The sequence below is a fragment of the Methylocella silvestris genome, from assembly GCF_002891535.1.
Lineage (GTDB): Bacteria > Pseudomonadota > Alphaproteobacteria > Rhizobiales > Beijerinckiaceae > Methylocapsa > Methylocapsa silvestris_A.
The window spans coordinates 30,874-53,421 of sequence record NZ_PDZR01000017.1 but is presented as its reverse complement, the minus strand read 5'-3'; the positions used below and the strand labels follow the sequence as shown (position 1 = coordinate 53,421).

Genomic DNA, 22,548 nt, shown 5'->3' with positions numbered 1-22,548 from the left:
CTCGTCAAGCATCTGTTTTGAAGCGTGATCTTTGTCGAAAAAGTCTGCAACTTTCTCCGATCATGCTCTAGGCGGGATCAAAAATCTTGTCTTCGGGAGGCGTCGCCGCCCGCCGCAGCTTCACGCCGGCGACATGGAGTCCGGCGAGCAGGATCGCGGCATAGATCAGCGCCCCGCCAAATCCGAGTAACAGAAGTTCAGTCTCATTGGCGAAATGGCCGATTCTTGTGGCGAGCCGCTCGATCGGCGCCGCCGCGAGCAGCGCGAATACAGACAGTGCGAAAGATGCGATCGAAACGCAGGCGGCCGTCTTCCACAAGATGAGATCCGGTTTCATCGAGCCGCGCCGAATCGCGAAGATGGCGAGCAGCACAAGATTGATCCAGGCGCCGACGGCGGTCGCCGTCGCAAGGCCGGCGGCGCCCCAGGGTTCGAACAAAATCAGCTTCAGACCGATGTTCACCGCGACCGCCGCCAGCGAAATGAGCATTGGCGTCTTGGTGTCGCCATGCGCCTGAAAACTGGCCACCGCCGAACGCAGCAGCACGATGGCGATGAGGCCAAATCCATAGGCGGAGAGCACGTCGGCCGAGGCGTGGGCGGCTTCGAGCGTGAAGGCGCCGCGCAAAAAAATACCCTTCATGATGAAGTCGGGGATCATGATGAAGGCGATGAAAAAAGGCGCGGTCAGCGCCAGCGAAATCGCCATCGTCCGGTTTTGCGCGTGCAGCGCCCCGGCCGGTCTGCCGGCGGCGAGGAGGCGGCTCATCTGCGGCAACAGCACGGTGCCGGCCGCGATGCCGATGACGCCGAGCGGCAGCTGATAGATGCGGTCGGCGTAGTAGATCGAGGACGGCCCTCCCGTCGGCAGCATGGAGCCGATGATCGTGTCGGTAAAGAGCGCGATCTGGACGCCGGCCGAACCGATCACTGCGGGGCCGAGCGTCGTCAGGAAGCGTTTGACACTCGCGGTCAGCCTTGGCCAGGCGAGACGCTCGAGGATGCCGGCGCGCCAGGCGGCGGCGCTGGTAAGGGCGAGCTGCAACAGACCGGAGATCGTGAGGCCCCAGCTCGCCGCCGCGCCCGCGTTCGGAAACAGGTAGGCGACGCCAAGAAAGGCGATCATCGACAGATTCATCAGCACGGGGGCGAAGGCGGCGGCGGCGAAAAGCCCGTGCGCGTTGAGGGCGCCGGATTGCAGCGTGACCAGCGTCACGAACAGAAGATAGGGAAAGGTGATCCGGGTCAGCGTCACCGTGAGGTCGAATTTTTCCGGGTCCTCGCGAAATCCCGGCGCCAGCAGATCGATGAAGGCGGGCGTGAACAGAAGCGCAAGCGCCAGCAGCGCGAGCTGGCAGACGAGGAGTCCGACGAAAATCTGGCCCGAGAAGCGGCGGGCGCCGTCAAGGCCCTCGCCCTGCAGCACGCGCGAATAGGTCGGCACGAAAGCGGCGTTCCAGGCGCCTTCGCCGAAGATGGCGCGAAAATGATTGGGCAGCCGCTGCGCGACGACGAAAGCGTCGGCGAGCAGCCCTGCTCCCAGTACGGCGCCGAGCACAATGTCGCGCAAAAAGCCCGCGGCGCGCGACAACAGCGTGAAGCCGCCAACCGAGAGCAGGCTTTTGTACATCGCGGCTCAGGCGACGTTGGGGCGCGGCGGAAAGGCCTCGCCCGCACGTTCGTCAAGGCCAAGACGCTCCTCGACAAGATAGAGCGGCCGGCGCTTCACCTCCGCGAAAATGCGGCCAATATATTCGCCAAGGATGCCAAGCGAGAGCAGCTGAATGCCGGCAAAGAAGGTGATCGACACGATCAGCGAGGCGTAGCCTGGAACGTCGACGCCGAGCAACAGCGTGCGGATCACATAGAACGCGGCGAGGGCCAGGGCGAGGACGGATGTCGCCAATCCAAAATAGGTCCAGATCTTGAGCGGCATGGTCGTGAACGACATCAGCCCGTCAAGCGCGAAATGCGTCAGCTTGCGATAGCTGAATTTGGAGTGGCCGGCGAGGCGCGGGGCGACCTCGAAGGGAACGCCGATCGATTTGAAGCCGATCCAGGCATAAAGCCCTTTGGAAAAGCGCGCATGTTCGCGCATGGTTTTAAGCGCGGCCACGGCCTTGGCGTCGAGCAGCCGGAAATCGCCGGCCCCTTCCGGCAGCTGCATTTCGCCGACGGCGCCGAACAGCTTGTAGAATCGTTGCGTCAGCACGCGGCGAAGGGGGGCGTCGGCGGCGCGGTCGATGCGTTGCCCGTAAACGTTTTTGTAGCCCTCTCGCCATTTCTCGACAAAGGCGCGGATGATTTCCGGCGGATGCTGCAGATCGGCGTCGATGATTACGGCGGCGGCGCCGCTGATATGGTCGAGCCCGGCGGCGATGGCGATCTCCTTGCCGAAGTTGCGGCTGAGCGAGACCGCGCGGATGCGCGGATCGAGATCATGCGCCTTGCGCAGGACATCGATCGTATCGTCGGTCGAGCCGTCGTCGACGAAAATGATCTCGAACGACCTGGCGCAGGATTCAAGCACGGGAATCAGCCGCTCGAGCAGCGGCCGCAGATTTTGCGATTCATTATAGACCGGCGCGACGACAGAAAGCTCCGCTTCCGTCAGCAGGCCTTCGGAATGCATCATCGGCTTGTCTCTTTCATGGGCGCGCCTCAAGGAGTTTCGCTAAAAGTCTGCGCCCGAGACAGCCGTGCCGACCGTGGGACAGCGAAGCTGGAAAAAACCGCTGGAACTGCGCAGGGTTCGCTGCCGGCGCCACACGTCAAAACGAGAATTTCTGCGGGGGGCGCGCGATTCACGAGATCCTGTCTCGTTCTATCGCGCGTTTTGTCGAGGCTCGTCTAGGGCGGATGATTTCAGCTTGTCGTCCGAAGATCGGCAAGTGAAGCTCTGGCTCATCCTGTGCTCGAGGAGAGCGGCGAACAGCGCAAGCCGAAGCGAGAATTCCATTTTTCGACGCCATCCTCTAGGCTTTGGCATTGAATTGCGCAAGCGAGGGCCTAAAATTCGCTTTTAGATCGAGCGCGAGAGACGCGCGAGGACAAAGCCATGAGGAAGCTCGCGCAGAACGAGGCCGCGCCGGCCGTTGCGGCCTTAGGGGGGGCGATCGCCCCGGCGGGGCCGCCGCTCGTCGCAATCAGCGTTTGCGCCGACGATTTCGGCATTTCCGCAGGCGTCAACCGGGGCGTGATCGAAGCGATCGAAGCTGGCCGTCTCAGCGCCACCAGCGCGATGACGACGCGTCCGTCCTGGCCAAAGGGGGCCGCGGCGCTGCGGCGCTACGCCGGCCGCGCTGATGTTGGCCTTCACCTTAATTTGACGCTTGGCTCGCCGCTCAGCTTCATGCCCAAATTCGCTTCCTCCGGCCATTTTCCCGAGATCTCTCGCGTTCTTGCCGGCGCGCGGCGCGGGCAATTGCCGGAGCGCGAGATTCGCCACGAGATCGCGCGGCAGCTTGATTCTTTCCTCGACCATTTCGGCGTGCCGCCCGATTTCGTCGACGGGCATCAGCATGTGCAGATCTTGCCGCAGATCCGGCAATGGCTCTTCGACGAACTCGACCTGCGCGGGCTCAAGGGCAGGGCGTGGCTGCGCAATAGCGCCGATCGGCCAACGCGCATCCTGCGGCGCGGAACCGAGGTCAAGAAGGCGCTCGGCGTCGCCTGGCTCGCCGCCGGTTTTGCGCGCGAGGCGGCCGCCCGCGGCTTTGCGACCAATGAAGGCTTTGCCGGCTTCTCAAAGTTCGATCCGTGCTGCGATTATGCCGCCGATTTTGCCGCCTATCTGCGCGCGCCGGGGCGCCGCCACCTGATCATGTGCCACCCGGGCTATTGCGACGAAGAGCTGGTGCTGGCCGATCCCGTGACGATCACCCGCGAGCGTGAGCTGAGTTTTCTTCTCTCGCCCGCCTTCGCGGTTATGCTCCAGCGCGCTTGCGTCAAGCTGGCGCGCATGGCGCCGCCGCGAATTGAGATCGCCGCGTGACGGTCTTACGGTGACGGCGCGAGGCGTCGCCTTCGTGACCGGCGCAAGTTCGGGCATTGGCCGTGCGGTCGCGCTCCGGCTCGCGAGCCAGGGTTTTACCGTCGCCGTGAGCGCGCGGCGGGCGGCCGAGCTTGAAGGGCTCGCCGCCGAGCACGAGCGGATTGTCAGTTTTCCGGGCGATGTCGTCGACCGCCAGCGCATGGCCGAGATCGTCAAAGAGGCTGAAGCCGCGCTCGGCCCGATCGTGCTCGCCTTCCTCAATCACGGGGTCTATTTCCCGGCCGAGCGCGAGGGCTTCGACGCGGATGTCGCCTGGCGCAGTTTTGAGGTCAATGTCGGCGGCGTGATCAATTGTCTCGCGCCGCTGCTTGCCGCGATGGAAGCGCGGGGCAGGGGACAGATAGCGATCACCGCCTCGCTCGCAGGCTATGGCGGCGTGCCGGGCTCGATGGCCTATGGCGCCAGCAAGGCGGCGCTGATCTATATGGCCGAGGTGCTGCGCATGACCTACGAACCTCGCGGCCTGAAAATCCAGATCGTCAATCCGGGTTTTGTCGCAACGCAGATGACGGATTACGCCGATTTCGACATGCCCTTTCTCATGAGCGTGCAAACGGCGGCGGACATCATCTGCAAGGGCCTTGAGGCGGATCGCTTCGAGATCGCCTTTCCGCGGCGCCTCGCCCTTTTTTTCAAGGCGGCGCGCTTGCTGCCCTATCCGCTGCTTTTGCCGCTCATGCGCCGCGCCGCGTCGCGGGCGCAGCGCGAGGGCTGAACAGCGGCCGGCGAGGGGCTGGCGGCTGCCGTCACCCCCTGACCCTCGCGAACGCCGCCAGCGCCCGTGCGCGGCCTTCGGCAAGATCGACGATGGGCCGAGGATAGGTTTCGCCCAACATCACCCCCGCCTCGCGTAACACGGAAGGCGGGGCGGCAAAGGGTTTGTGGACCCATTTGCCCGGCAGCGCCGCCAGTTCAGGGACCCAGCGCCGCACATAATCGCCTGCCGCGTCGAATTTTTCGCCCTGCAGCACGGGATTGAAAATGCGAAAATAGGGCGCAGCGTCTGCCCCGGAGCCCGCCACCCATTGCCAGTTCATCGGATTATTGGCGGGATCGGCGTCGCACAGCGTGTCCCAGAACCAGTCCTCGCCGACGCGCCAGTCGATCAGCAGATGCTTGATCAGGAAAGACGCGGCGATCATGCGCACCCGGTTGTGCATATAGCCCGTGGCCCAGAGTTCGCGCATGCCGGCGTCGACGATGGGGTAGCCTGTCTCGCCGCGCCGCCAGGCGGAAAGCTCATGCGGCGGCGGAACGCGCCACGGCATTTTGTCGAAACGGCGCTGGATGTTTTCGCGCGCGGCCTCGGGATGCCGAAACAGCAGATGATAGTTGAACTCGCGCCATCCGAGTTCGGCGAGAAATTTCAAGCGGCTGTTTTTGGCCGGATTGTCTTCGGCCGAGCGGACCGCCGCAAAAACCTGCCGCGGGCCGATCTCGCCAAAGCGCAGATGTGGCGACAGCCGCGAGACGACGTCCGCGTCGGGCTGATCGCGTTGAAACGGGTAAGACGCCATCCTGCCCTCCAGAAAAGCCTTGAGCCGTTGCCGCGCGCCGTTTTCTCCCGGGGTCCATGCGGCGCGCAGACCGCCGGCCCAATCGGTTTTTTCCGGCATCAGCGAGAGCGCCGCGAGGCTCGCTCTTTGCGGCGCTCCACGTGGAAAGGGCGCCGCCCGGAGGCGGTCCGGCGCGGGGAGCGGTTCGCCGCCTTGCCCGGCTGCGCTCGCCGCGCGCCAATAGGGCGTATAGACCGCAAACCCCTGGCCCTCGCCGCGCGTGATCTCCCAGGGTTCGTGCAGCAAATGCCCGTTAAAGCTTTTCGCCGCGACGCCGGAGCTCTTGAGCTTCGCCTTCAACGCCGCGTCTGCCGCCATTTCCGGGCCGCCGTAGCGCCGTGTCCAGCAAACGAAGTTCGCCCCGGCGGCCTCAGTCAGCGCGGGCAGGATTTTGCGCGCGTCGCCGCGAAAAAGATCGAGCCGACCGCCTCTTGCCGCGATGTCCTGCCCGAGCGCCTGCAGCGAATGATGCAGCCACCAGCGCGCGGCGCCGCCTGGCGGACGAAAGCCGCCGGCCCCATCTTGCAAAATATAGATGCAGAGAAGCGGCGCGCCGGTTAGCAGGGCCGCCGCCAGCGCTTCATTGTCAGCGAGCCGCAAATCGTCGCGGAACCAGACGATCGCGGTGGTTTGTTCTTTTAGCGCGGCCATTGCTTTCCCTGGTCGCATCTTCAACGGGCGCTTGACGATCTGGTTTCCTCACGCGCCGCGACGCGCGCGCTTGCGCCCCAACGCCTGATCGCCTAATCGAGTTTTTTGCCGAAAGAGGTCGCCGCATGGCTGAGGACAAGCTCTATGAGACGATCGTCAGGCGCCATGACAAGGTCCTGATCGTCGATTTCGGATCGCAGGTCACCCAGCTAATCGCGCGCCGCGTGCGCGAGGCGGGCGTCTATTGCGAGATCGCGCCATTTCAGGCGGCCGAAAAGGCCTTTGACGCGCTAAATCCCAAGGCGGTGATCCTCTCCGGCGGCCCCAGCTCCGTGCTGGAGCCAAATTCGCCGCGCGCGCCCAAATCCCTGTTCGAGGCTGGCGTGCCCATCCTTGGCATCTGCTATGGCGAGCAGGTGATGGCCGAGCAGCTCGGCGGAACGGTTATCGCGGGGCACAGTCACAGCCGCGAGTTCGGCCGCGCCGAAGTTGAGATCTTGCGCCACAGCGCCTTGTTCGACGGCGTGTGGGAAGAGGGCAAAAGCTATCCCGTCTGGATGAGCCATGGCGATGCGGTCAGCGAACTGCCGGAGGGCTTTGTTCCGATCGCGACCTCGCCGAGCGCGCCGCTTGCGGCGATCGCCGACGAGGCGCGGAAATTTTTCGGCGTGCAGTTCCATCTCGAAGTCGCCCATACGCCGGACGGCGCAAAACTTATCGCCAATTTCGTGCATAAGGTGGCCGGGCTCAGAGCCGACTGGACGATGGGCGCATTCCGCCAGGAGGCGATCGCCGCGATCCGCGCGCAGGTCGGCTCGGGCCGGGTCCTGTGCGGCCTCTCCGGCGGCGTCGATTCGGCGGTGGCCGCGCTGCTCATTTTCGAGGCGATCGGCGAACGGCTGACCTGCGTCTTCGTCGATCATGGCCTGTTGCGGCGGGGAGAGGCCGAGGAGGTCGTCAGCCTGTTTCGCGGTCACTATAACATACCGCTGCATCACATCGAGGCCAAAGACCTCTTTCTCGGGGCGCTGACCGGCATTCGCGACCCGGAGGAAAAGCGCAAGATCATCGGGCGCCTTTTCATCACGGCTTTCGAGGCGGAGGCGAAAAAGATCGCCGCCGACGGCCGCGGCGCCCCGGAGTTTTTGGCGCAGGGCACGCTCTACCCGGATGTGATCGAAAGCGTCTCTTTCAGCGGCGGACCTTCGGTCACGATCAAGTCGCATCACAACGTCGGCGGCCTGCCCGAGCGCATGAACATGAAGCTCGTCGAGCCGCTGCGCGAGCTGTTCAAGGATGAGGTGCGCGCGCTTGGCCGCGAACTCGGCCTGCCGGAAGCCTTCGTCGGGCGTCATCCCTTTCCGGGGCCAGGCCTCGCCATCCGCTGCCCCGGCGGGATCACGCCGGAAAAACTCGAAATCTTGCGCCAGGCCGACGCGATCTACCTCGATGAAATCCGCAAGGCCGGATTATATGACGAGATCTGGCAGGCCTTCGCCGTGCTGTTGCCGGTGCAGACAGTGGGCGTGATGGGCGATGGCCGAACCTATGAGTTTGTCTGCGCGCTGCGCGCCGTCACCTCGGTCGATGGCATGACGGCGGATTTCTACCCCTTCGGCATGGGCTTTCTTGGCCGCGCTGCAACAAGGATCGTCAACGAAGTCAAAGGCGTCAATCGCGTCGTCTACGACGTCACCTCAAAGCCGCCGGGCACGATCGAGTGGGAATGAGCGGCTTGGGCCGAGAAAACTCTCTATGCAAGTTAATATATTACATAGTGATTGGACTCAACAGGGCCTGCGCCGCCGCCAGCCTAGCCTGCGAAGGTAACACGACCTCAGGACGACCAGCGTCAAATCACACGATATTACCTCGGCGCTCGCGTTTACAGCAGCGAATTGAACCAGTCGAAGACCGTAGGCTTTCCTCTCAGGACGGCGCTGTCCCCATAAAGACTCGCCAGGAAGGCGCCGCGGTGGCTCGCTCCATCGATCGGAATGCCGGCCATGTCGTGTCCTCCGGACGCAAGAGCCATCTTGACAAGGCTTGGGTTCAAGGCCTCGTCGGCCAGTCCGTAGTAGAACCTGATCGGCGAATCGTATTCCCAGAAGGTCGTGCTGTTGGCAGCCAGGCGACGCAGGAGCTTACTGTTCGTGTCGTTGGTGAAGCGTTCGAAAAATCCGTCCGTCAGGAAGTCGGCGGCCGGCGGAATTGTCTTCGCGATTTCCTCATCAAGGCTGTAGTCGGACCAGTATTTCTCGGCAAATGCAAGGTATTGCGGCTTGATCGCCGTCTTGAAGAGATCATTCAGTCCATAATAGCGCCGATAGCTCCCGAGCACGACGATCATGCATGGCGTGATCCAGGCCGGCGGCAGCGGATAGGTAGTCTCCGTGCACGGAATGTACGATTCCGGACTCGACCAGTAGTGAAAGGTGTCAGGGAGATTGTTGAACGGGCTTTGGGCTGCGGTTGCGACGACCTTGATGCCGCGCCGCTGCATGTCCTGCTTGAGCCACTGGGTGTTTACAGCGCCTTGCGACCAACCATTCAGGAACAGGGCGGATAGGCGCAGACCAGATTTCTTTAGCTCCCCGAGTCCTGCCTGCAGGACATCAAGGCAGCATTGAACGGTGGCGCCCTTGACGACATAGGCTTCATCGCGGCCATCGCGATAGGGGCCCTTGCCGAGGTAGTCCGCAGCAATGACCGCGTAGCCGTTTCCTGCGAAGCGCTGGATGTTGAACAACGTCTCGATCGAATCGACATTGTCGTGCAATTCGTAGCTCTCGGCCTCGAGCCGTGTCAGGTTCGACGGAACCTGGTCGAAGGACAGGATCGTGCCATGCTGCCACGAGACAACCGGCAACGAACCCTTGCTGCCGATCGGGACCGCGAGAAGTCCGCTGACTTTGACTCGCTCTCCCGTTTCCGGCACGCGCGTGAAAGTGGTGATGCGTCTCAACTCGACGTCAAAACGCGCGGAGTGCTTGTCGGCGGAGATCGGTTCCAGGATATTGTGTTCATTGAACACTGGAAAGAATTTCGTTGCGAGCGCATTGAGCCGCTCCTTCGAGATGCGGATCGACCTGCCGAGGTCAGCCTGCGACATTGGAGCGGGTGACGCCGGCGCGCCACGCGCCGGCATTGAAAGAGCCAGGGACCCAGCGGATACGCCAGCTGATCTGAGAAAACTCCGCCGGCTAACGCTGTCGCTCACGGCGTCTGCTTTTTGATAATCAGGCTTCGCCGCGTGCGGATTCATTTCATTTGCCCCGATATGCGTATTTGCTGCGATAGGCTCAAGCCCGGGTCGTTGACCCACTAAGATTTAGCCAGAATCGGAGATGAGCAGAACTTCGTTAACCTGCCGTGACGTTGTGTTTTCGGTCGGTGCCGATGGCGCTCGGGTCAACCTGACGTTCCACCTTCCGGGGCGCGTTTTGTGGCCGATACGCTGCTCATCATCCTAAATTGGCTCGGAATAAACCAGTCTGAATCTGTGCCACGAGCTATAAGAATCCCTCGGTCGCATCTCGGACTGAGCGGCTGGTCTCTCAAGTCTCAATGCGAGGTCGACAAAGCGAACTCACGCCCTGCAAGTTCTTCTGAGTGCCGAGCCGCGACAGCGCCACGACTGCGCTATTTTCCCTCCGATGACTTGGGGCTATACACCGACTTAGGCGGATAGGTCGATTTGGTGATCGTCAGCGTGCTTCCGTCGAGATTATAGATGCTGGCCCCGTCTTGCGCCCTGTTCTTGGAGAAGGTGGACTGGTTGACGTCGATGATCGTCGTCTCCAATTGTGAGGCGCGGCTGATCTCGTAAATGGCGCCGCCCTGATGGCGAGCGCTATTGCTGATGAACCGTGCTTGCTGATAGCTCACGCGAGAGCCATAGTCCTCATAGGTTGCGCCGCCATCCTGATAGGCGTTGTTGCCGATGAATAAACACTTCCGGCAGGTGGCGACAACGCCCTCACGATTGACGTTGGCCCCGCCATAGAATGCCCGATTGCCGCCGAAAACGGTATTTGAAATGGTGAGGTCGGCCTTGCCGAAGGCATAAATCGCGCCGCCTTCCAAAGCCTCATTCTGTTCGAAGCGGCAATTCTGGAGGGTCATCTTGAATCCAATCGCGGCTTCACGGGGCAGAAATGTCTTGCCGGCGTGATAGGCAAGTAGCCCTCCGCCCTTGCCGTTATAGGTCAAGCCGACAGCGCGGCCGTCACGAAGAGTCAAGCCGTCGAGCAGCGTATTGTCGGCGCCATAAAGGACGTGGGGATATCGGTACGCGTCCTTGGTGGCCTTCGCGCTCAAGACTGTCGGCGCGCCGGAGGCTGGACGTTGCTCCAGAGCCGTCTCAGTTCCGGCAAACCCACCGTACAGCTTCAAGCCGTCATAGAGAATGAAAGCTGCGATTCCGCCCTCCCGTTTTGTGGGGCGGTAGATGCCTGCCTTGATCCAAACAGCGGCATTCGAAACCGATGCAAGATCAATGGCGGTCTGTAGATCAGAGAACGCCGTCGCCCAGGAAAGCCCATCCTGATCTTGGCCGGATTTTCCGGGCGTGACATAGATGACGGGCGCGGACACGGCCTTAGAGGTTACACTCGGCCGCGTGTACTCGCCGTGATACTCGATGGCCCCGGCGTTCTTCACGTAAAGTTGGACGAGTTTTTCGACCAATCCGTTCTTCAGCAGGAGAGCGCCGTCCAGCTCGGGTTGATAACCACGCCCATAGGCGGGTGCGGACTTAAGCTCGATCGGCGGCAGCTGTCCCTTGAGATTGCTGATCGGGATAAATTCCGCCAACGGCAGCGTCGTGCCCGGCGGAGCCACCGAGCCGACTTCCGACACGACGTCTTCATGCCAATTGTAGATGCTATCGACGATGCTGCTGACGAGGATCGGATTGCTGTTTGCGCCGGTCCCCTGGTATAGGCCGGGCCCGAGTTCGCTGCTTGCCTTGTTATCGACGATTGTCACGTTGACAAGCAGAGGCGCCGCGCCGCCATCGTTGCCGATAGCTCCGGCGCTTACAGCTGAGTTGTGTGCGAACAGGGCATTGAAGACGAGAGGCGAAGCGGCAAAGTCGTTGTAAAGAGCGCCCCCCTTATCGTTGCTGCGGTTGCTGATGAACCGGCAGTTTATGAAACGGGGCATCGCCCCGAGGTCGTTGCTTACTCCGCCGCCACGCAACTCTGCGACGTTGTCGATGAAATCGACGTTGATGAAGGTTGCTTGGTCGGCGCCAGGCTTATGTACGTTGTAAACGGCGCCGCCCTTCGCAGAATAATTGTTCTTAAAGACGGTGTTGCGCACGACGGGGCTGGTCATGAAATTCCTCGTCCCGCCGCCAACGAGCATGTCGTTCTTGAGGATGTCGGCGGGCACGAGGTGCATGCGGGGAACATCCGTCCCATACGCATCCGAGACTGTGAAGCCATCCAGAATGGCGCGGTCGGCGCCCATGATGATGGTCTTTGTGTTCTTTGTCTGGTCGCCCTTGCCAATATTGCCGCTGAGGATGGTTACGTTCCTTCGAAAATTCCTTTGCTGCCGGGTCGATTCAGCGCCTGAGAAGCCTCCATAGACGGCGACGTCCTCTTTCAGGAGAAACGATTTGGTCGGATCAGTCGCATCGGGATAATACGCGCCGTGCGCCACCCAAATTTCGTCATTCTTGGAGGCTGCCGACAGCGCGTTGTTCAAGGACTGGAACGCGGTTTTCCAGGCGCGGCCGTCTCCCGCAACCGTGCTTTGGTGATTGACGTACCAGATTATTCCCGTCGCTGCTTGGGAGGCGCCCGAACCAATCACCGCGAGAATCAGCACGAATAGAGCCGACAAAACGTTCTTCATCTTTGTTCCTGATCGGCGGTTACCCAACGGCGCATCAAGTGGCGCTGCTGACGTTCGAGCTTGCCGGGGAGCATGGCCGTGCTGACGGGCGGGCTCGGGTACACATTGAGCAGGCTGAGCGCCGTGACCATGGGATGGATCAAAATGTGCGGCGCTACGTATTATTGCGTATGCTGGGGGGAGGGGGCATTCGAATTCGTTGGCGCTAAGACGGTTCGGCTCACACTTATGTGTAGAGGAGCGGGACCAGGCTCACGCCTGATCCCGATTGAAGAAGCTTTGGCGGCGCAATCGTTTCGCCGGCGATTGGCTGATCGGGCCGCCGGAGCCGCTCGCTCGATCGCTTAGGATCCTGCGAACGCCGGGCCGAGCAGCACTTCGGCCCATTGCGCCGGCGCGCCGTTGCCGTCGCGCACGCAGAACCAGAGGCCGCATTCGCCGGTATCGTCGAGGAGCGCGAGGAGATCGCCGGCCTTGCCGTCTTTCGGAAGACGAAGGCCGACGCGCTCGTTCGCGACCGGATGCGGCGTCGTCGGGCCGCCGCGATTGAACCGGACGCCCGCTTTGCGCGGCGCCAGCATCACCTGCGCCGACTTGCCCGACTTGAAAACGCCGCCGCGTCCGACGCCGGCTTCGCCATAAACGCCTGCGTCGGCATAATCGCCAATCCCCGGAACGCCGACGCCGCCCGCGACGCCGACGACGCCGGCCGCCGCCGGGCCCATATCGGCGACGCCGCCGCGGCCAAGAACGCCGGGGCCGGGCGCCGCCGGGCCGCTCGGCACATTAGGCCCGCTTGTGCTGTTTCCGTCTGCGTCGACCGGCGGGACCATGACGGTGGTCACCTCGGCGCCCTGCCCATAAACGCCGACGCCGCCTGTCTCCATGAGCGTTTGGGTTGGCAATGCGTCGAAGCCGCGGCCCGTGCCGCCAGCGATACCGATGACGCCGGCCGCATGGGGCTGTTGCGCGGTGTTGCCTTGCGCAGATTGGCGCCCGCCCTGACCGACGAGTCCGGCGCCCGGGGCCGTGGCGGGATCGGCGAAAAAGTCGGCCTGCGAGCCGCCAAGGCCATGGACGCCGATGCCGCCCGCGCCGCCGTTGCCGGGCTCCGGCACGCCGCCGCCGACGCCCTGCACGCCGGTTCCCTGATTGCGGCCGCCGCGGCCGACGACGCCCGTTCCACCCGGCGTTCCGCCAAAGTTTGAAGCGCTGCCGCCGCTCCAGCCAGTCGCCCGCAACCCGTCGTATTGGTTTGCTGCTTGAAATGACTGACCGTCGTCGTAGTCGTCGGCGTCCTCGGGCGACTGCGCCGTCTCGACGATCATGATGGCCGGGCCGTTGAAATTCGACTGGTCGGGCGGCACGTCCGCCCAAAGGATTGTGCGGCCCTCGGCGCGGTTGGTCCGGCCGGTCACCATATCTTCGTTGCTGCTGCTTGCCCCGCTCATAATGAACTCCTCCCTGATCCGCGAGACAATCCCGCGAGGAGGATGGATCATGCGCCCGATGTACTCTGGCGCCCGTGTTGCGGCACACCGGCCGGGCGCTCCGCGCGATTGGGGCGGCTTGGCGGCTTTGGACCTTGAGGCGAACAGCGCCACCCTCGCAACACAACATCGAAGGTGGCTGCGGTTCTGTAACCTAGGCGGGCCACACGCCCGCGAAGCGCCGTCGTCTCGCGCAACACAGAAGCCGCCATCAGCAGTTCCCCAGCGCTTTGATCGCTGGAGCGAGGGCCTTGAAGGATGGCGTTCCAGCTTCGCGCAGCCATTCGAAGACGATCATCTCCGTCGTGGCGAGCGTTGCGCCGGCCTCGGCCATACGCCGCAAGGCGATGTCTTCATCGATCCTTCGGCGGCTGGAAACGGCGTCCGCCGCCAAGATCACGCTGACGCCATGATCGCGCGCCTCGATCACTGTTTGCAGCACGCAGACATGCGCTTCGGCGCCGCAAACAATCAGCTCGGGCCGTCCAGACGCCGCGAGCACGGCCATCCGATCCTTAATCGCCGCGAAGGCTGAAAACGCCATTTTCTCAATGATTGGCGCGTCAGGGGGAAGCGCGGCCGCGACGTCGGCGACGGTCCGCCCGAGGCCAGCCGGATATTGCTCGGTGACAGTTACGGGCACGCCGACCTCACGCGCCGCCGCTACAAGAAGTTTTACGCGAGCGAGCAATGAAGACGCAGCCGTCAGCGCGGGGGCGAGTCGCTCTTGAACGTCGATCACGAGGAGATGCGCCGAGGACGAAGCGATCAGAGGCATGGAAAAACTCCGCGCAGATGAATTGGAAAATGGAAGTATATGCTTGTAAAGATATCTCATGCAGAAATAAAAATCCCTACAGATGTTCTATTGAAGATATAGCATGAACGAGTTTGTTGCTTCTGCATTATTATAATCTATTGTCTCACATTTAGAATCGGGACGCTCTGTCCATAGATATAAATATATACAGCTTTCTATTCTCCCTAGAACACAGCATGCTTCCTTTTGACGAGAATCTTGGCCTTGGCGTTCTGATCCTGGTCACGGCGACGCTTTATGCCTCTGTTGGCCAGGCGGGCGCCACGGGCTATCTCGCGGTGATGGGGCTGGCGGGACTCGACCCCGCCGTGATGAAACCGACCGCCCTTGCTCTCAACATCGTCGTGGCGCTGATCGGAACGGCGCAATTCTGGCGCGCCGGATTATTCCGGTGGCGCAATTTCTATCCCTTTGGCGTGCTGGGCTTCCCCTTTTCGATCCTCGGCGGCGCCATCCACCTTCCGGCGCATGCATATTATCCGATCGTCGGCGCCCTTCTGCTCATTGCCGCTTTTCAGCTCGCAAGGCCCGCGCGCCAGCAAGATGCCGGAAAGCTTCCGCCGGCTGCGCCGCCGTTCTTCCTGTCGCTGCTGACGGGCGCCGCAATCGGCTTTGTTTCCGGCGTGACCGGAACGGGCGGGGGCGTCTTTCTGGCGCCCGTCATCTTGTTGATGAATTGGGTTGAGATACGCCACGCCGCGGCGGTGACGGCCGCCTATAATCTTTTGAACTCGGTCGCAGCGCTTCTCGGCGCCTATGCGACGTTAAGAGCGCTTCCCCCCGTGCTGCCATGGTGGCTCGTCGCGGCGGCGATCGGGGGAGCAATCGGCGCCACTTTCGGCAACCGATATTTGCCTGACAAAGCGTTGCGCCACATCCTCGCCGCCTTGCTCGCCGTCTCGGGGACGAAGCTCATTTTGTTTTGAGTCGGACTGTTATGATTGCTAGCTCAGTCCTGTGGAGGGCGATTGCAGCCGAGAATGCAATCGACGCGACAGCGGGTCGATGCAGGTCGTCTGTTCGCCGAAGATCGCCTTTCATAACGTTCGCGGCGGGCAGGCTCAATCTAATGAAGGCCGCGCGCCAAATTGGCTGTCCGCGGAAGGTTCGACGCCGCGCTGGCCGCGGCAGGCGACTCCTGATCCGCCAAGCGAAAGCCGCACAAGCTGGCGTCATAGGAAAGCCGTTTCCAGGCGATCCTCAGAGAATGCATTTCCAAGCTGGAAGAGCTCCGCAGCATGACCTCCGCGAAGATTGGGCCGCCTGCCTCCGCATCAATCAGAAGACGCTTGAGTCTGCCGATCCGATTTGCGCCGTCAAATATCGGCCTTCCCTCGATGCCGCCGCCCGTCTGACCTGACTCGAAACAAGCCGTGCGGACACGAAGGGCTTCTTGCACAGCATTCATAACTAAACTCCTGACGCCAGATCGCGATCAATGGTCTAGAGTGGTAAAACACGAGATTTCTAAAGTCCTTAAGCCGCGCCTTTAATATTCTTATGTTTTCTAAAACACTGAATCCGCCGGTCCGTACGGGCGTGGATGCCGGCCGCTTTGTAAAGACATGCGCCGCAGGCGATCGGAAACGATCTGGAACGAGGGTTTGGACCAGGACGCCGGCGCCGAACCTTGACTCGACGAAAGCCAAGCACGGCAAATTGCGACGCTGCTGATCGTCGACCAGCATGACGCAGCGGCCTTTGCGCCGGTGACCAGCCTGAGGCTCGGCGACTTCCGCAACTGGCGACTCGGCGCGACGAAATGAGCCGGGGTCGATTGCTTCGCGCCGAAAGACCGCCGCTGCGTCTTTGAAATTCACGTGGCTTTGAGGCGACTCGAGCACTTTGCCGCGCTTGCGCCGCCAGCCTGCGAATTCTCTTTTAGCTGCTCAGGACCGCAGGGCCCCGACGGGCTCCTCCGCGCTTCCCGATTGCCAATTCTTCCCGGATGAAATGCAACGTTCGCTCCTTCCGCCACAACCATGGCGGTGCTTAATGAGCCCGCTTCTCACGAGTGAGTCTGGCGCAGCGCAAGAACGCGCAGCTCCTTGCGATCAAGCTAGAATCTGACTGCAAAAGCAGCCGGGAGAAACTTCGGGACCGCGGCATCCGTCAGGCTATTTTCAGCATGGCGGTCCGCGCCTCTCTACTGGGCAGGAACGTGAGGGACGTCGAGAATGCGCACACTTTTTACCTCTGTATCCGCCGCCACGCTCGTGGCGATATCTCAGCTCGGATTTGCGCCGATCGCATCGGCGAACGACAAGCTCAACCAATTGTCACAAAGCGACGACAATTGGGTGATGCCGGGCAAGGATTATAAATCCGACAATTTCAGCAAGCTCACTCAGATCAACACGAGCAATGTCAAGCAACTGAGACCCGCTTGGTCCTTCTCGACCGGCGTATTGAACGGCCATGAAGGCGCGCCCCTCGTCGTCGACGGCAAGATGTTTATCTCGGCGCCATTTCCCAACACGACCTTCGCGCTTGATCTCGACGAGCCGGGCGTGATCCTTTGGGAGGATAAGCCGAAGCAAAACCCCGCCGCGCGCGCGGTCGCGTGCTGCGACGTCGTCAATCGCGGCCTCGCCTATTGGCCGGGAGACGGCAAGACTCCCTCGCTTATCCTCAAAACGCAGCTCGACGGCCATATCGTCGCCTTGAACGCCGCTACTGGCGAAGTCTTCTGGAAAGTCGAAAATTCCGACATCAAGGTGGGCTCGACGCTGACCGTCGCGCCTTATGTCGTGAAAGACATCGTTCTTGTCGGATCCTCAGGCGCCGAGCTTGGCGTGCGCGGATATGTGACGGGTTACGACGTCAAAACAGGCGAGCAGAAATGGCGCGCCTATGCGACGGGCCCGGATTCCGATCTTCTTCTCGCCGACGATTTCAATATCAAAAACCCCCATTATGGCCAGAAAGGTCTTGGCACTTCCACCTGGGAAGGCGACGCCTGGAAGATCGGCGGCGGCACCAACTGGGGATGGTACGCATTCGACCCCGACACTAACATGACCTATTTCGGAACCGGAAACCCGGCGCCATGGAACGAAACCATGCGTCCAGGCGACAACAAATGGACCATGACGATCTTCGGTCGTGACGTCGATACCGGAAAGGCTCATTTCGGCTATCAGAAAACCCCCCACGACGAATGGGATTTCGCCGGCGTCAATGTCATGATGCTGTCTGATCAGAAAGACAAGGATGGCAAGCTGCGCAAGCTTCTGACCCATCCGGATCGTAACGGCATCGTCTACACGCTTGACCGGACCAATGGCGACCTCGTTAGCGCCAACAAGATCGATGACACCGTCAACGTCTTCAAGCAGGTCGATCTGAAGTCGGGCACGCCGGTTCGCGATCCTGAGTTCGGCACGCGTATGGACCATCTGGCCCGTGAGGTGTGTCCGTCAGCGATGGGCTATCACAATCAGGGGCATGACTCCTACGACGCCAGCAAGCAGCTCTTCTACATGGGCATCAACCATATCTGCATGGATTGGGAGCCTTTCATGCTTCCCTATCGTGCGGGTCAGTTCTTCGTCGGCGCGACGCTGAACATGTATCCCGGTCCGAAGGGCGACCGCCAGAACTATGAAGGCCTCGGACAGGTCAAGGCCTACAACGCCATCACCGGCAAGTTCAAATGGGAGAAGATGGAGAAATTCGCGGTCTGGGGCGGCACCATGTCCACGGCTGGCGATCTCGTCTTCTACGGCACGCTCGACGGCTTCATCAAGGCCCGCAACACCGACACCGGAGAGCTGCTGTGGAAGTTCAAGCTTCCTTCCGGCTCGATCGGATATCCGATCACCTACACCCATAAGGGCATTCAATACGTAGCCATCAACTATGGCGTCGGCGGATGGCCGGGTGTTGGCCTTGTGTTCGACCTTCAGGATCCGACAGCGGGCCTCGGCGCCGTTGGCGCCTTCAAAAAGCTCGCGCACTACACCCAGATGGGCGGCGGCACGATGGTCTTCTCGCTCGACGGGAAGGGCCCCTATGACGACGTGAATCTCGGCGAGTTTGCATCGAGCAAATAAGGCCGAGCACAACCGCCCTCAAACGACGTTTCGCGGCTTCCCCCGACCAACCGCGAAACGTTCAGAGCGGAACGCTGGCCTCCGGACCGAACATTCTGGCGTTCCGCTCCTTTTCCTCGATGAACCCAAGGGATACCCAAGCCATGCGACGCGACAATCTTCTTTTCGGCTGGCTTGCCGGCGCGGCGCTTGTCGCCTTCAGCGGCGGCGCGATTGCGGAGCAAGCGAGCGCCGACAAAAGCAAGGAACTGAGAATCTGCGCGTCGGAAAAAGAGGCGCCGTTCTCAATCAAGGGCGGCGCAGGGTTCGAGAACCATATTGCAATCGCGCTCGCCGAGGCGATGAATCGCAAGCCTGTCTTTGTGTGGACCGCACGACCGGCGATCTACCTCGTCAGAGACTATCTCGACAAAAATCTCTGCGATGTCGTCATCGGCGTTGATACGGGCGACCCGCGCGTGCTTTCGAGCGCGCCCTATTATCGTTCGGCCTATGTCTTCCTCTCGCGTGAAAATGAAAATCTTGACATCGAGTCCTGGAAAGATCCGCGAATTGACAAAGTCGGCCACATCGCCGTTTCGTTCGGGTCGCCGGGAGAGGTGATGTTGAAAGATCTCGGCAAATATGAAGACAATATGTCCTATTTGTATTCATTGGTGAACTTCAAGGCGCCACGGAACGAGTATACGCAGATTCCGCCGTCGAAGATCGTCGAGGAAGTCGTTCTTGGCAACGCCCGTCTCGCGGCGGCGTTTGCACCAGAAGTGGCGCGTTACGTGAAGGCCTCGCCGGAGCCGCTTCGCATGACGGTGATTTCCGACGACACAACAGGCGCTGACGGAACGAAGGTGTCGCAACATTTCGATCAGTCTGTCGGGGTGCGAAAAGACGACGTTGCTCTTCTCGAGGAGGTGAACGCAGGCCTCGCGAAAGCTCAGCCCAGGATCACCTCAATTCTCAAGGAGGAGGGCATTCCCCTGCTCGACAAGGGGATGTGACCGGCCGCGCCGATAAGCGTCAATGAGAGAAACTTTGCGTGACCTGGAATCTATAATGAAGCGTTTGAAATTCTATCGGAACCTCGTGTTTCCCGTGTTGACCGCCACGATCTGCTTCGGAGCTCTCGCACAAACTACCAGTCTCGATCTCAGGAATACGGTGACTGGCGAGCCTATGTCGCTCGATGACGCCTTGCCGGATGGGCGCAACACGGAGGGGGTGAAGCGCTTTTTGCAAACCGGACACAATCCCTATAGCTCAGACAAGAGCTGCCTATACGCAGGTTCGCAAATCTTCCTGACCGCCTGCTCGGGCTGTCACGGCCATCTAGCCGAAGGCAAGATTGGTCCCGGCCTTAACGATGACTACTGGACCTATCCGAAGAATCAGACCGATCAGGGCATGTTCGAGACGATTTTCGGCGGCGCGCAAGCGCAGATGGGACCGCAGTCGCTCAACCTGACGCTTGATGAGATACTGCAGGTCATGTCGTGGGTCCGTCACCTCTATAAGGACGGCGCCAGCGGAGCAGTCTGGCTGACTCCGGAGGAAAAAGCGCACTTCAAGCCCTACAGCGAACATGATGCGCCGATCCCGGCGGATTCGCCAGGTCTCTGCAATCCGGCCAGCCAGGCCAAGCCAGCTGCGACGCAAGACAAATAATAGGCGACCAACAATGGCCGCCAAGCGATATCGCGCAAAACACCGCGATTAACCCGGAGGAGAACCCCATGCTCAAGAAGATTGCATATGCATTACCCTCGGTTTGCGCCGCTGGTTTCGTGCTTGCGGTTACAAGCTTTCCTGTCGCAGCCTATGATGGGCAGACCTGTGTGGCGCCGGGCAATTGCTGGGAGCCGAAGCCGGGATTCCCGGCGAAGGTCGCCGGCTCGAAATATGATCCGAAGCACAATCCGAAGGAACTGGCCAAGCAGTCAGAGTCGATCACGGCTATGGAAGAGCGAAACGCCAAGCGCGTGGCGGCTTTCAAAAAGACCGGCAAGTTCGTCTATGAGGTTGAGAAGATCTCAGACTGATTTTCGGGGGCGCGCCGGCGCCTTCGCTCCGCCGCATGCGAATTGTAGTCCCGTTCCCGCGCATTGCCGGGGGCGGGACGCAGCGCTCAGCGCCTCGACCCTGACACCCAGCACGACGGAAAATATGACAGCGGCGCCTCAGCAAGAGTCTGTTCCAGATCTCGTGGCATGGCGCAAAGCAGCTCATGCGCTGCAGGCTGAGATCGGCACGGTTGTTCTTGGTCAGAAACGCGCGATAAAGTTCCTGACGATCGCGGTATTCGCGCGCGGACATGTGCTGCTCGAAGGCGATGTCGGCACCGGAAAGACGACTCTTCTGCGCGCATTTGCGCGTGCGATCGGCGGCGCTTTCGAGCGGGTCGAAGGCACGATCGACCTGATGCCGGGCGATCTCCTCTATCATACCTATCTTGCAGCGGACGGCCGCCCGCGAGTCGAGCCGGGTCCGGTGCTTCGCGGCGGCGAAGAACTTTCAATCTTCTTCTTCAACGAAATCAACCGCGCGCGGCCGCAAGTCCATGCGCTTTTGCTTCGGCTCATGGCCGAACGCAGTCTTTCGGCGTTTGATCGGGATTACCATTTTCCATTTCTCCAGGTTTTCGCGGACCGCAATCGCGTCGAGCGGGAGGAAACATTCGAATTGCCGGCGGCCGCGCGGGACCGGTTCTTCATGGAGATCGGAATTGAAGCGCCGGCCGACAGGGAAACGCGGCGGCGCCTGATATTCGAGACGCGCTTCCACGACGCGGATGCGCTGGTCGGTTCAGTCCGGCCCGATGTGGTTGATTATCGGGCGCTGGACGAGGTGGCTCGCGCCATTCAGGAACACGTTCGCGCAAGCCCGGTCATCGAGGACTATGTTGTTTCGCTCTGGCAGGCGATCGGCGATCCGCTTTCATTCGGGATAGAGCTTGCGGATGTCGACATGGAGCGGCTGATCCAGGGCGGCGGGAGTCCGCGCGGACTGAGCTTTCTTGTTCGCGCCGCCCGCGTTCGCGCATGGCTCGAGGGGCGCGATCTTCTCCTGCCGGAAGACGTGCGCGACGTCTTCGTTGAGACAATGGCGCATCGCATTTTCCTCGATTCGATCTATGAATTGCGTCGCGAGGCGCTGGTCGCGGAGCTCTGCCGGCGTGTCTTTGAGACGGTTGCGTCGCCCTAGGACTTCCCGATGACCGATGATGCGCTCCTCGCCTATCGCCCGCACGCCCGTCCGCGCACGGGCCGCCCCGGCGCTCATCCGGGCGCCGATGCCGGCAGTCTCGGCCTGTTCCGCAATCACGCGCCTTTTTCACGCTATCCGGAAGCGCGCCGGATCGATCTTCGCGCTAGTCTGCGCGATCCGTTCGGTGAGATACATGTGCGCCGTTTTGAGCCGCGCAACGTCGTCGACGTCTATGCGCTGGTCGATCTTTCGGCCTCGATGGGTTTTGTGGGACACGCGGCGAAGATTGGCCTCGTTGAAGACATCTGCGTCGCCATGGCGCGTGCGGCGCATCGTTACGGCGACGCCTTCGGGATCATAGGGGCGGACGCGCACATCCGCCGGGATTTCCAGATCAGAGCGACGCGCCGGCGAAGCCTTGAGACGGAAATCCGGGAATTGTTTCGCCGGTCGACTCCCGCTGGGCGGAGCGCGGCCGGATTAGCCGAGGCCGCAAACCTGCTCGCCGGACGCCGCAAGCTCGTCTTTGTCCTTTCCGATTTCCGTCAAACGGCAGCCGTCACAGACGCCCTTCTTGCAAATCTTATCCGCCACGATGTCGTGCCGATTATCGTTGGCGATTCCGCCGAGGAGACCGATTTGCCCGAATGGGGTCTTATCGAGATGCAGGATCTGGAGACGGGCCAGAGGCGGGTCGTGTTCATGCGTCCGGCCCTCCGCCGCAAATGGCTGGATGAGGCCGCGCGGCGCAAGAGCGCTTTGCGGCGCCTGTTCATGCGCTACGGACGCACTCCCGTGACAGTCGCCGACCGCCTCGACATCGAAAATTTGTCGCGCCAGCTTATGGAAGCCTGAC

The 22,548-nt window shown here is 61.4% G+C and carries 17 protein-coding genes; 10 read left to right on the top strand and 7 right to left on the bottom strand.

The features are described 5' to 3' along the window. Nucleotides 1-67: 67 nt before the first annotated feature. Together murJ and CR492_RS14230 are read right to left on the bottom strand one after the other, a co-directional pair. Nucleotides 68-1,630: a murein biosynthesis integral membrane protein MurJ gene (murJ, locus tag CR492_RS14235; protein WP_102844410.1), complete on the bottom strand. Its 1,563-nt coding sequence runs from the start codon at nucleotides 1,628-1,630 to the stop codon at nucleotides 68-70. Nucleotides 1,631-1,636: 6 nt separating this feature from the next. Then, nucleotides 1,637-2,635, bottom strand: a complete 999-nt coding sequence (locus CR492_RS14230) for a glycosyltransferase family 2 protein (protein ID WP_102844409.1) — start codon at nucleotides 2,633-2,635, stop codon at nucleotides 1,637-1,639. Between the two features lie 423 nt (nucleotides 2,636-3,058). Here CR492_RS14230 and CR492_RS14225 point away from each other — a divergent pair, with 423 nt between their 5' ends. Next, complete coding sequence (locus tag CR492_RS14225; RefSeq protein WP_102844408.1) at nucleotides 3,059-3,994, top strand: ChbG/HpnK family deacetylase; 936 nt, start codon at nucleotides 3,059-3,061, stop codon at nucleotides 3,992-3,994. Continuing rightward, entirely contained in the window at nucleotides 3,978-4,769 is a 792-nt protein-coding gene (locus CR492_RS14220; RefSeq protein WP_245412086.1) for an SDR family NAD(P)-dependent oxidoreductase, read from the top strand. The genes CR492_RS14225 and CR492_RS14220 overlap by 17 nt, the downstream gene beginning before the upstream one ends. Before the next feature lie 31 nt (nucleotides 4,770-4,800). Here the strand turns inward: CR492_RS14220 and CR492_RS14215 are convergent, their stop codons facing one another. Then, nucleotides 4,801-6,261, bottom strand: coding sequence for a cryptochrome/photolyase family protein (locus CR492_RS14215; protein WP_102844406.1), 1,461 nt, complete (start codon nucleotides 6,259-6,261; stop codon nucleotides 4,801-4,803). A 125-nt stretch (nucleotides 6,262-6,386) separates the two neighbouring features. Here CR492_RS14215 and guaA point away from each other — a divergent pair, with 125 nt between their 5' ends. Further along, nucleotides 6,387-7,991, top strand: coding sequence for a glutamine-hydrolyzing GMP synthase (guaA, locus tag CR492_RS14210; protein WP_102844405.1), 1,605 nt, complete (start codon nucleotides 6,387-6,389; stop codon nucleotides 7,989-7,991). Nucleotides 7,992-8,146: 155 nt separating this feature from the next. On the opposite strand, the gene CR492_RS14205 is transcribed toward guaA, so the two are convergent. From CR492_RS14205 to CR492_RS14190, 4 genes are all read right to left on the bottom strand, one after another. After that, nucleotides 8,147-9,373, bottom strand: coding sequence for a lysophospholipase (locus CR492_RS14205; RefSeq protein ID WP_210200257.1), 1,227 nt, complete (start codon nucleotides 9,371-9,373; stop codon nucleotides 8,147-8,149). 530 nt (nucleotides 9,374-9,903) lie between these two features. Further along, on the bottom strand, nucleotides 9,904-12,126 hold the full coding sequence (locus CR492_RS14200) for a right-handed parallel beta-helix repeat-containing protein (RefSeq protein ID WP_102844403.1): 2,223 nt from the start codon (nucleotides 12,124-12,126) through the stop codon (nucleotides 9,904-9,906). 344 nt (nucleotides 12,127-12,470) lie between these two features. Further along, entirely contained in the window at nucleotides 12,471-13,577 is a 1,107-nt protein-coding gene (locus CR492_RS14195; RefSeq protein WP_146030280.1) for a hypothetical protein, read from the bottom strand. Between the two features lie 250 nt (nucleotides 13,578-13,827). After that, entirely contained in the window at nucleotides 13,828-14,394 is a 567-nt protein-coding gene (locus CR492_RS14190) for an isochorismatase family protein (RefSeq protein ID WP_180982554.1), read from the bottom strand. 218 nt (nucleotides 14,395-14,612) lie between these two features. Here CR492_RS14190 and CR492_RS14185 point away from each other — a divergent pair, with 218 nt between their 5' ends. From CR492_RS14185 to CR492_RS14150, 7 genes are all read left to right on the top strand, one after another. Then, nucleotides 14,613-15,362: a sulfite exporter TauE/SafE family protein gene (locus CR492_RS14185; RefSeq protein WP_102844400.1), complete on the top strand. Its 750-nt coding sequence runs from the start codon at nucleotides 14,613-14,615 to the stop codon at nucleotides 15,360-15,362. A gap of 1,251 nt (nucleotides 15,363-16,613) precedes the next feature. Further along, entirely contained in the window at nucleotides 16,614-18,491 is a 1,878-nt protein-coding gene (locus tag CR492_RS14175; protein ID WP_102844398.1) for a methanol/ethanol family PQQ-dependent dehydrogenase, read from the top strand. Nucleotides 18,492-18,634: 143 nt separating this feature from the next. Beyond that, nucleotides 18,635-19,489, top strand: a complete 855-nt coding sequence (gene moxJ / locus CR492_RS14170; RefSeq protein ID WP_102844397.1) for a methanol oxidation system protein MoxJ — start codon at nucleotides 18,635-18,637, stop codon at nucleotides 19,487-19,489. A 55-nt stretch (nucleotides 19,490-19,544) separates the two neighbouring features. Continuing rightward, the gene (gene moxG, locus CR492_RS14165) at nucleotides 19,545-20,153 is read left to right on the top strand and encodes a cytochrome c(L), periplasmic (protein ID WP_102844396.1); all 609 of its coding nucleotides are present in this window, start codon (nucleotides 19,545-19,547) and stop codon (nucleotides 20,151-20,153) included. 68 nt (nucleotides 20,154-20,221) lie between these two features. Further along, a complete protein-coding gene (locus tag CR492_RS14160) occupies nucleotides 20,222-20,527 on the top strand; it encodes a methanol dehydrogenase [cytochrome c] subunit (RefSeq protein ID WP_102844395.1) in 306 nt (101 codons plus the stop codon). Between the two features lie 124 nt (nucleotides 20,528-20,651). Beyond that, nucleotides 20,652-21,689, top strand: coding sequence for an AAA family ATPase (locus tag CR492_RS14155; protein ID WP_180982553.1), 1,038 nt, complete (start codon nucleotides 20,652-20,654; stop codon nucleotides 21,687-21,689). Between the two features lie 9 nt (nucleotides 21,690-21,698). After that, a complete protein-coding gene (locus CR492_RS14150; protein ID WP_102844393.1) occupies nucleotides 21,699-22,547 on the top strand; it encodes a DUF58 domain-containing protein in 849 nt (282 codons plus the stop codon). Nucleotide 22,548 lies beyond the last annotated feature (1 nt).

Excerpts from the sequence above, each read along its gene's own strand:
- CR492_RS14160 (WP_102844395.1), top strand. The coding sequence starts at position 20,222 with ATGCTCAAGAAGATTGCATATGCATTACCCTCGGTTTGCGCCGCTGGT.
- CR492_RS14190 (WP_180982554.1), bottom strand. The coding sequence starts at position 14,394 with ATGCCTCTGATCGCTTCGTCCTCGGCGCATCTCCTCGTGATCGACGTT.
- CR492_RS14175 (WP_102844398.1), top strand. The coding sequence starts at position 16,614 with ATGCGCACACTTTTTACCTCTGTATCCGCCGCCACGCTCGTGGCGATA.
- CR492_RS14215 (WP_102844406.1), bottom strand. The coding sequence starts at position 6,261 with ATGGCCGCGCTAAAAGAACAAACCACCGCGATCGTCTGGTTCCGCGAC.
- murJ (WP_102844410.1), bottom strand. The coding sequence starts at position 1,630 with ATGTACAAAAGCCTGCTCTCGGTTGGCGGCTTCACGCTGTTGTCGCGC.
- CR492_RS14150 (WP_102844393.1), top strand. The coding sequence starts at position 21,699 with ATGACCGATGATGCGCTCCTCGCCTATCGCCCGCACGCCCGTCCGCGC.
- CR492_RS14225 (WP_102844408.1), top strand. The coding sequence starts at position 3,059 with ATGAGGAAGCTCGCGCAGAACGAGGCCGCGCCGGCCGTTGCGGCCTTA.
- CR492_RS14230 (WP_102844409.1), bottom strand. The coding sequence starts at position 2,635 with ATGATGCATTCCGAAGGCCTGCTGACGGAAGCGGAGCTTTCTGTCGTC.
- CR492_RS14195 (WP_146030280.1), bottom strand. The coding sequence starts at position 13,577 with ATGAGCGGGGCAAGCAGCAGCAACGAAGATATGGTGACCGGCCGGACC.
- CR492_RS14155 (WP_180982553.1), top strand. The coding sequence starts at position 20,652 with ATGACAGCGGCGCCTCAGCAAGAGTCTGTTCCAGATCTCGTGGCATGG.
- moxG (WP_102844396.1), top strand. The coding sequence starts at position 19,545 with ATGAAGCGTTTGAAATTCTATCGGAACCTCGTGTTTCCCGTGTTGACC.
- guaA (WP_102844405.1), top strand. The coding sequence starts at position 6,387 with ATGGCTGAGGACAAGCTCTATGAGACGATCGTCAGGCGCCATGACAAG.
- CR492_RS14185 (WP_102844400.1), top strand. The coding sequence starts at position 14,613 with ATGCTTCCTTTTGACGAGAATCTTGGCCTTGGCGTTCTGATCCTGGTC.
- CR492_RS14205 (WP_210200257.1), bottom strand. The coding sequence starts at position 9,373 with ATGTCGCAGGCTGACCTCGGCAGGTCGATCCGCATCTCGAAGGAGCGG.
- CR492_RS14200 (WP_102844403.1), bottom strand. The coding sequence starts at position 12,126 with ATGAAGAACGTTTTGTCGGCTCTATTCGTGCTGATTCTCGCGGTGATT.
- moxJ (WP_102844397.1), top strand. The coding sequence starts at position 18,635 with ATGCGACGCGACAATCTTCTTTTCGGCTGGCTTGCCGGCGCGGCGCTT.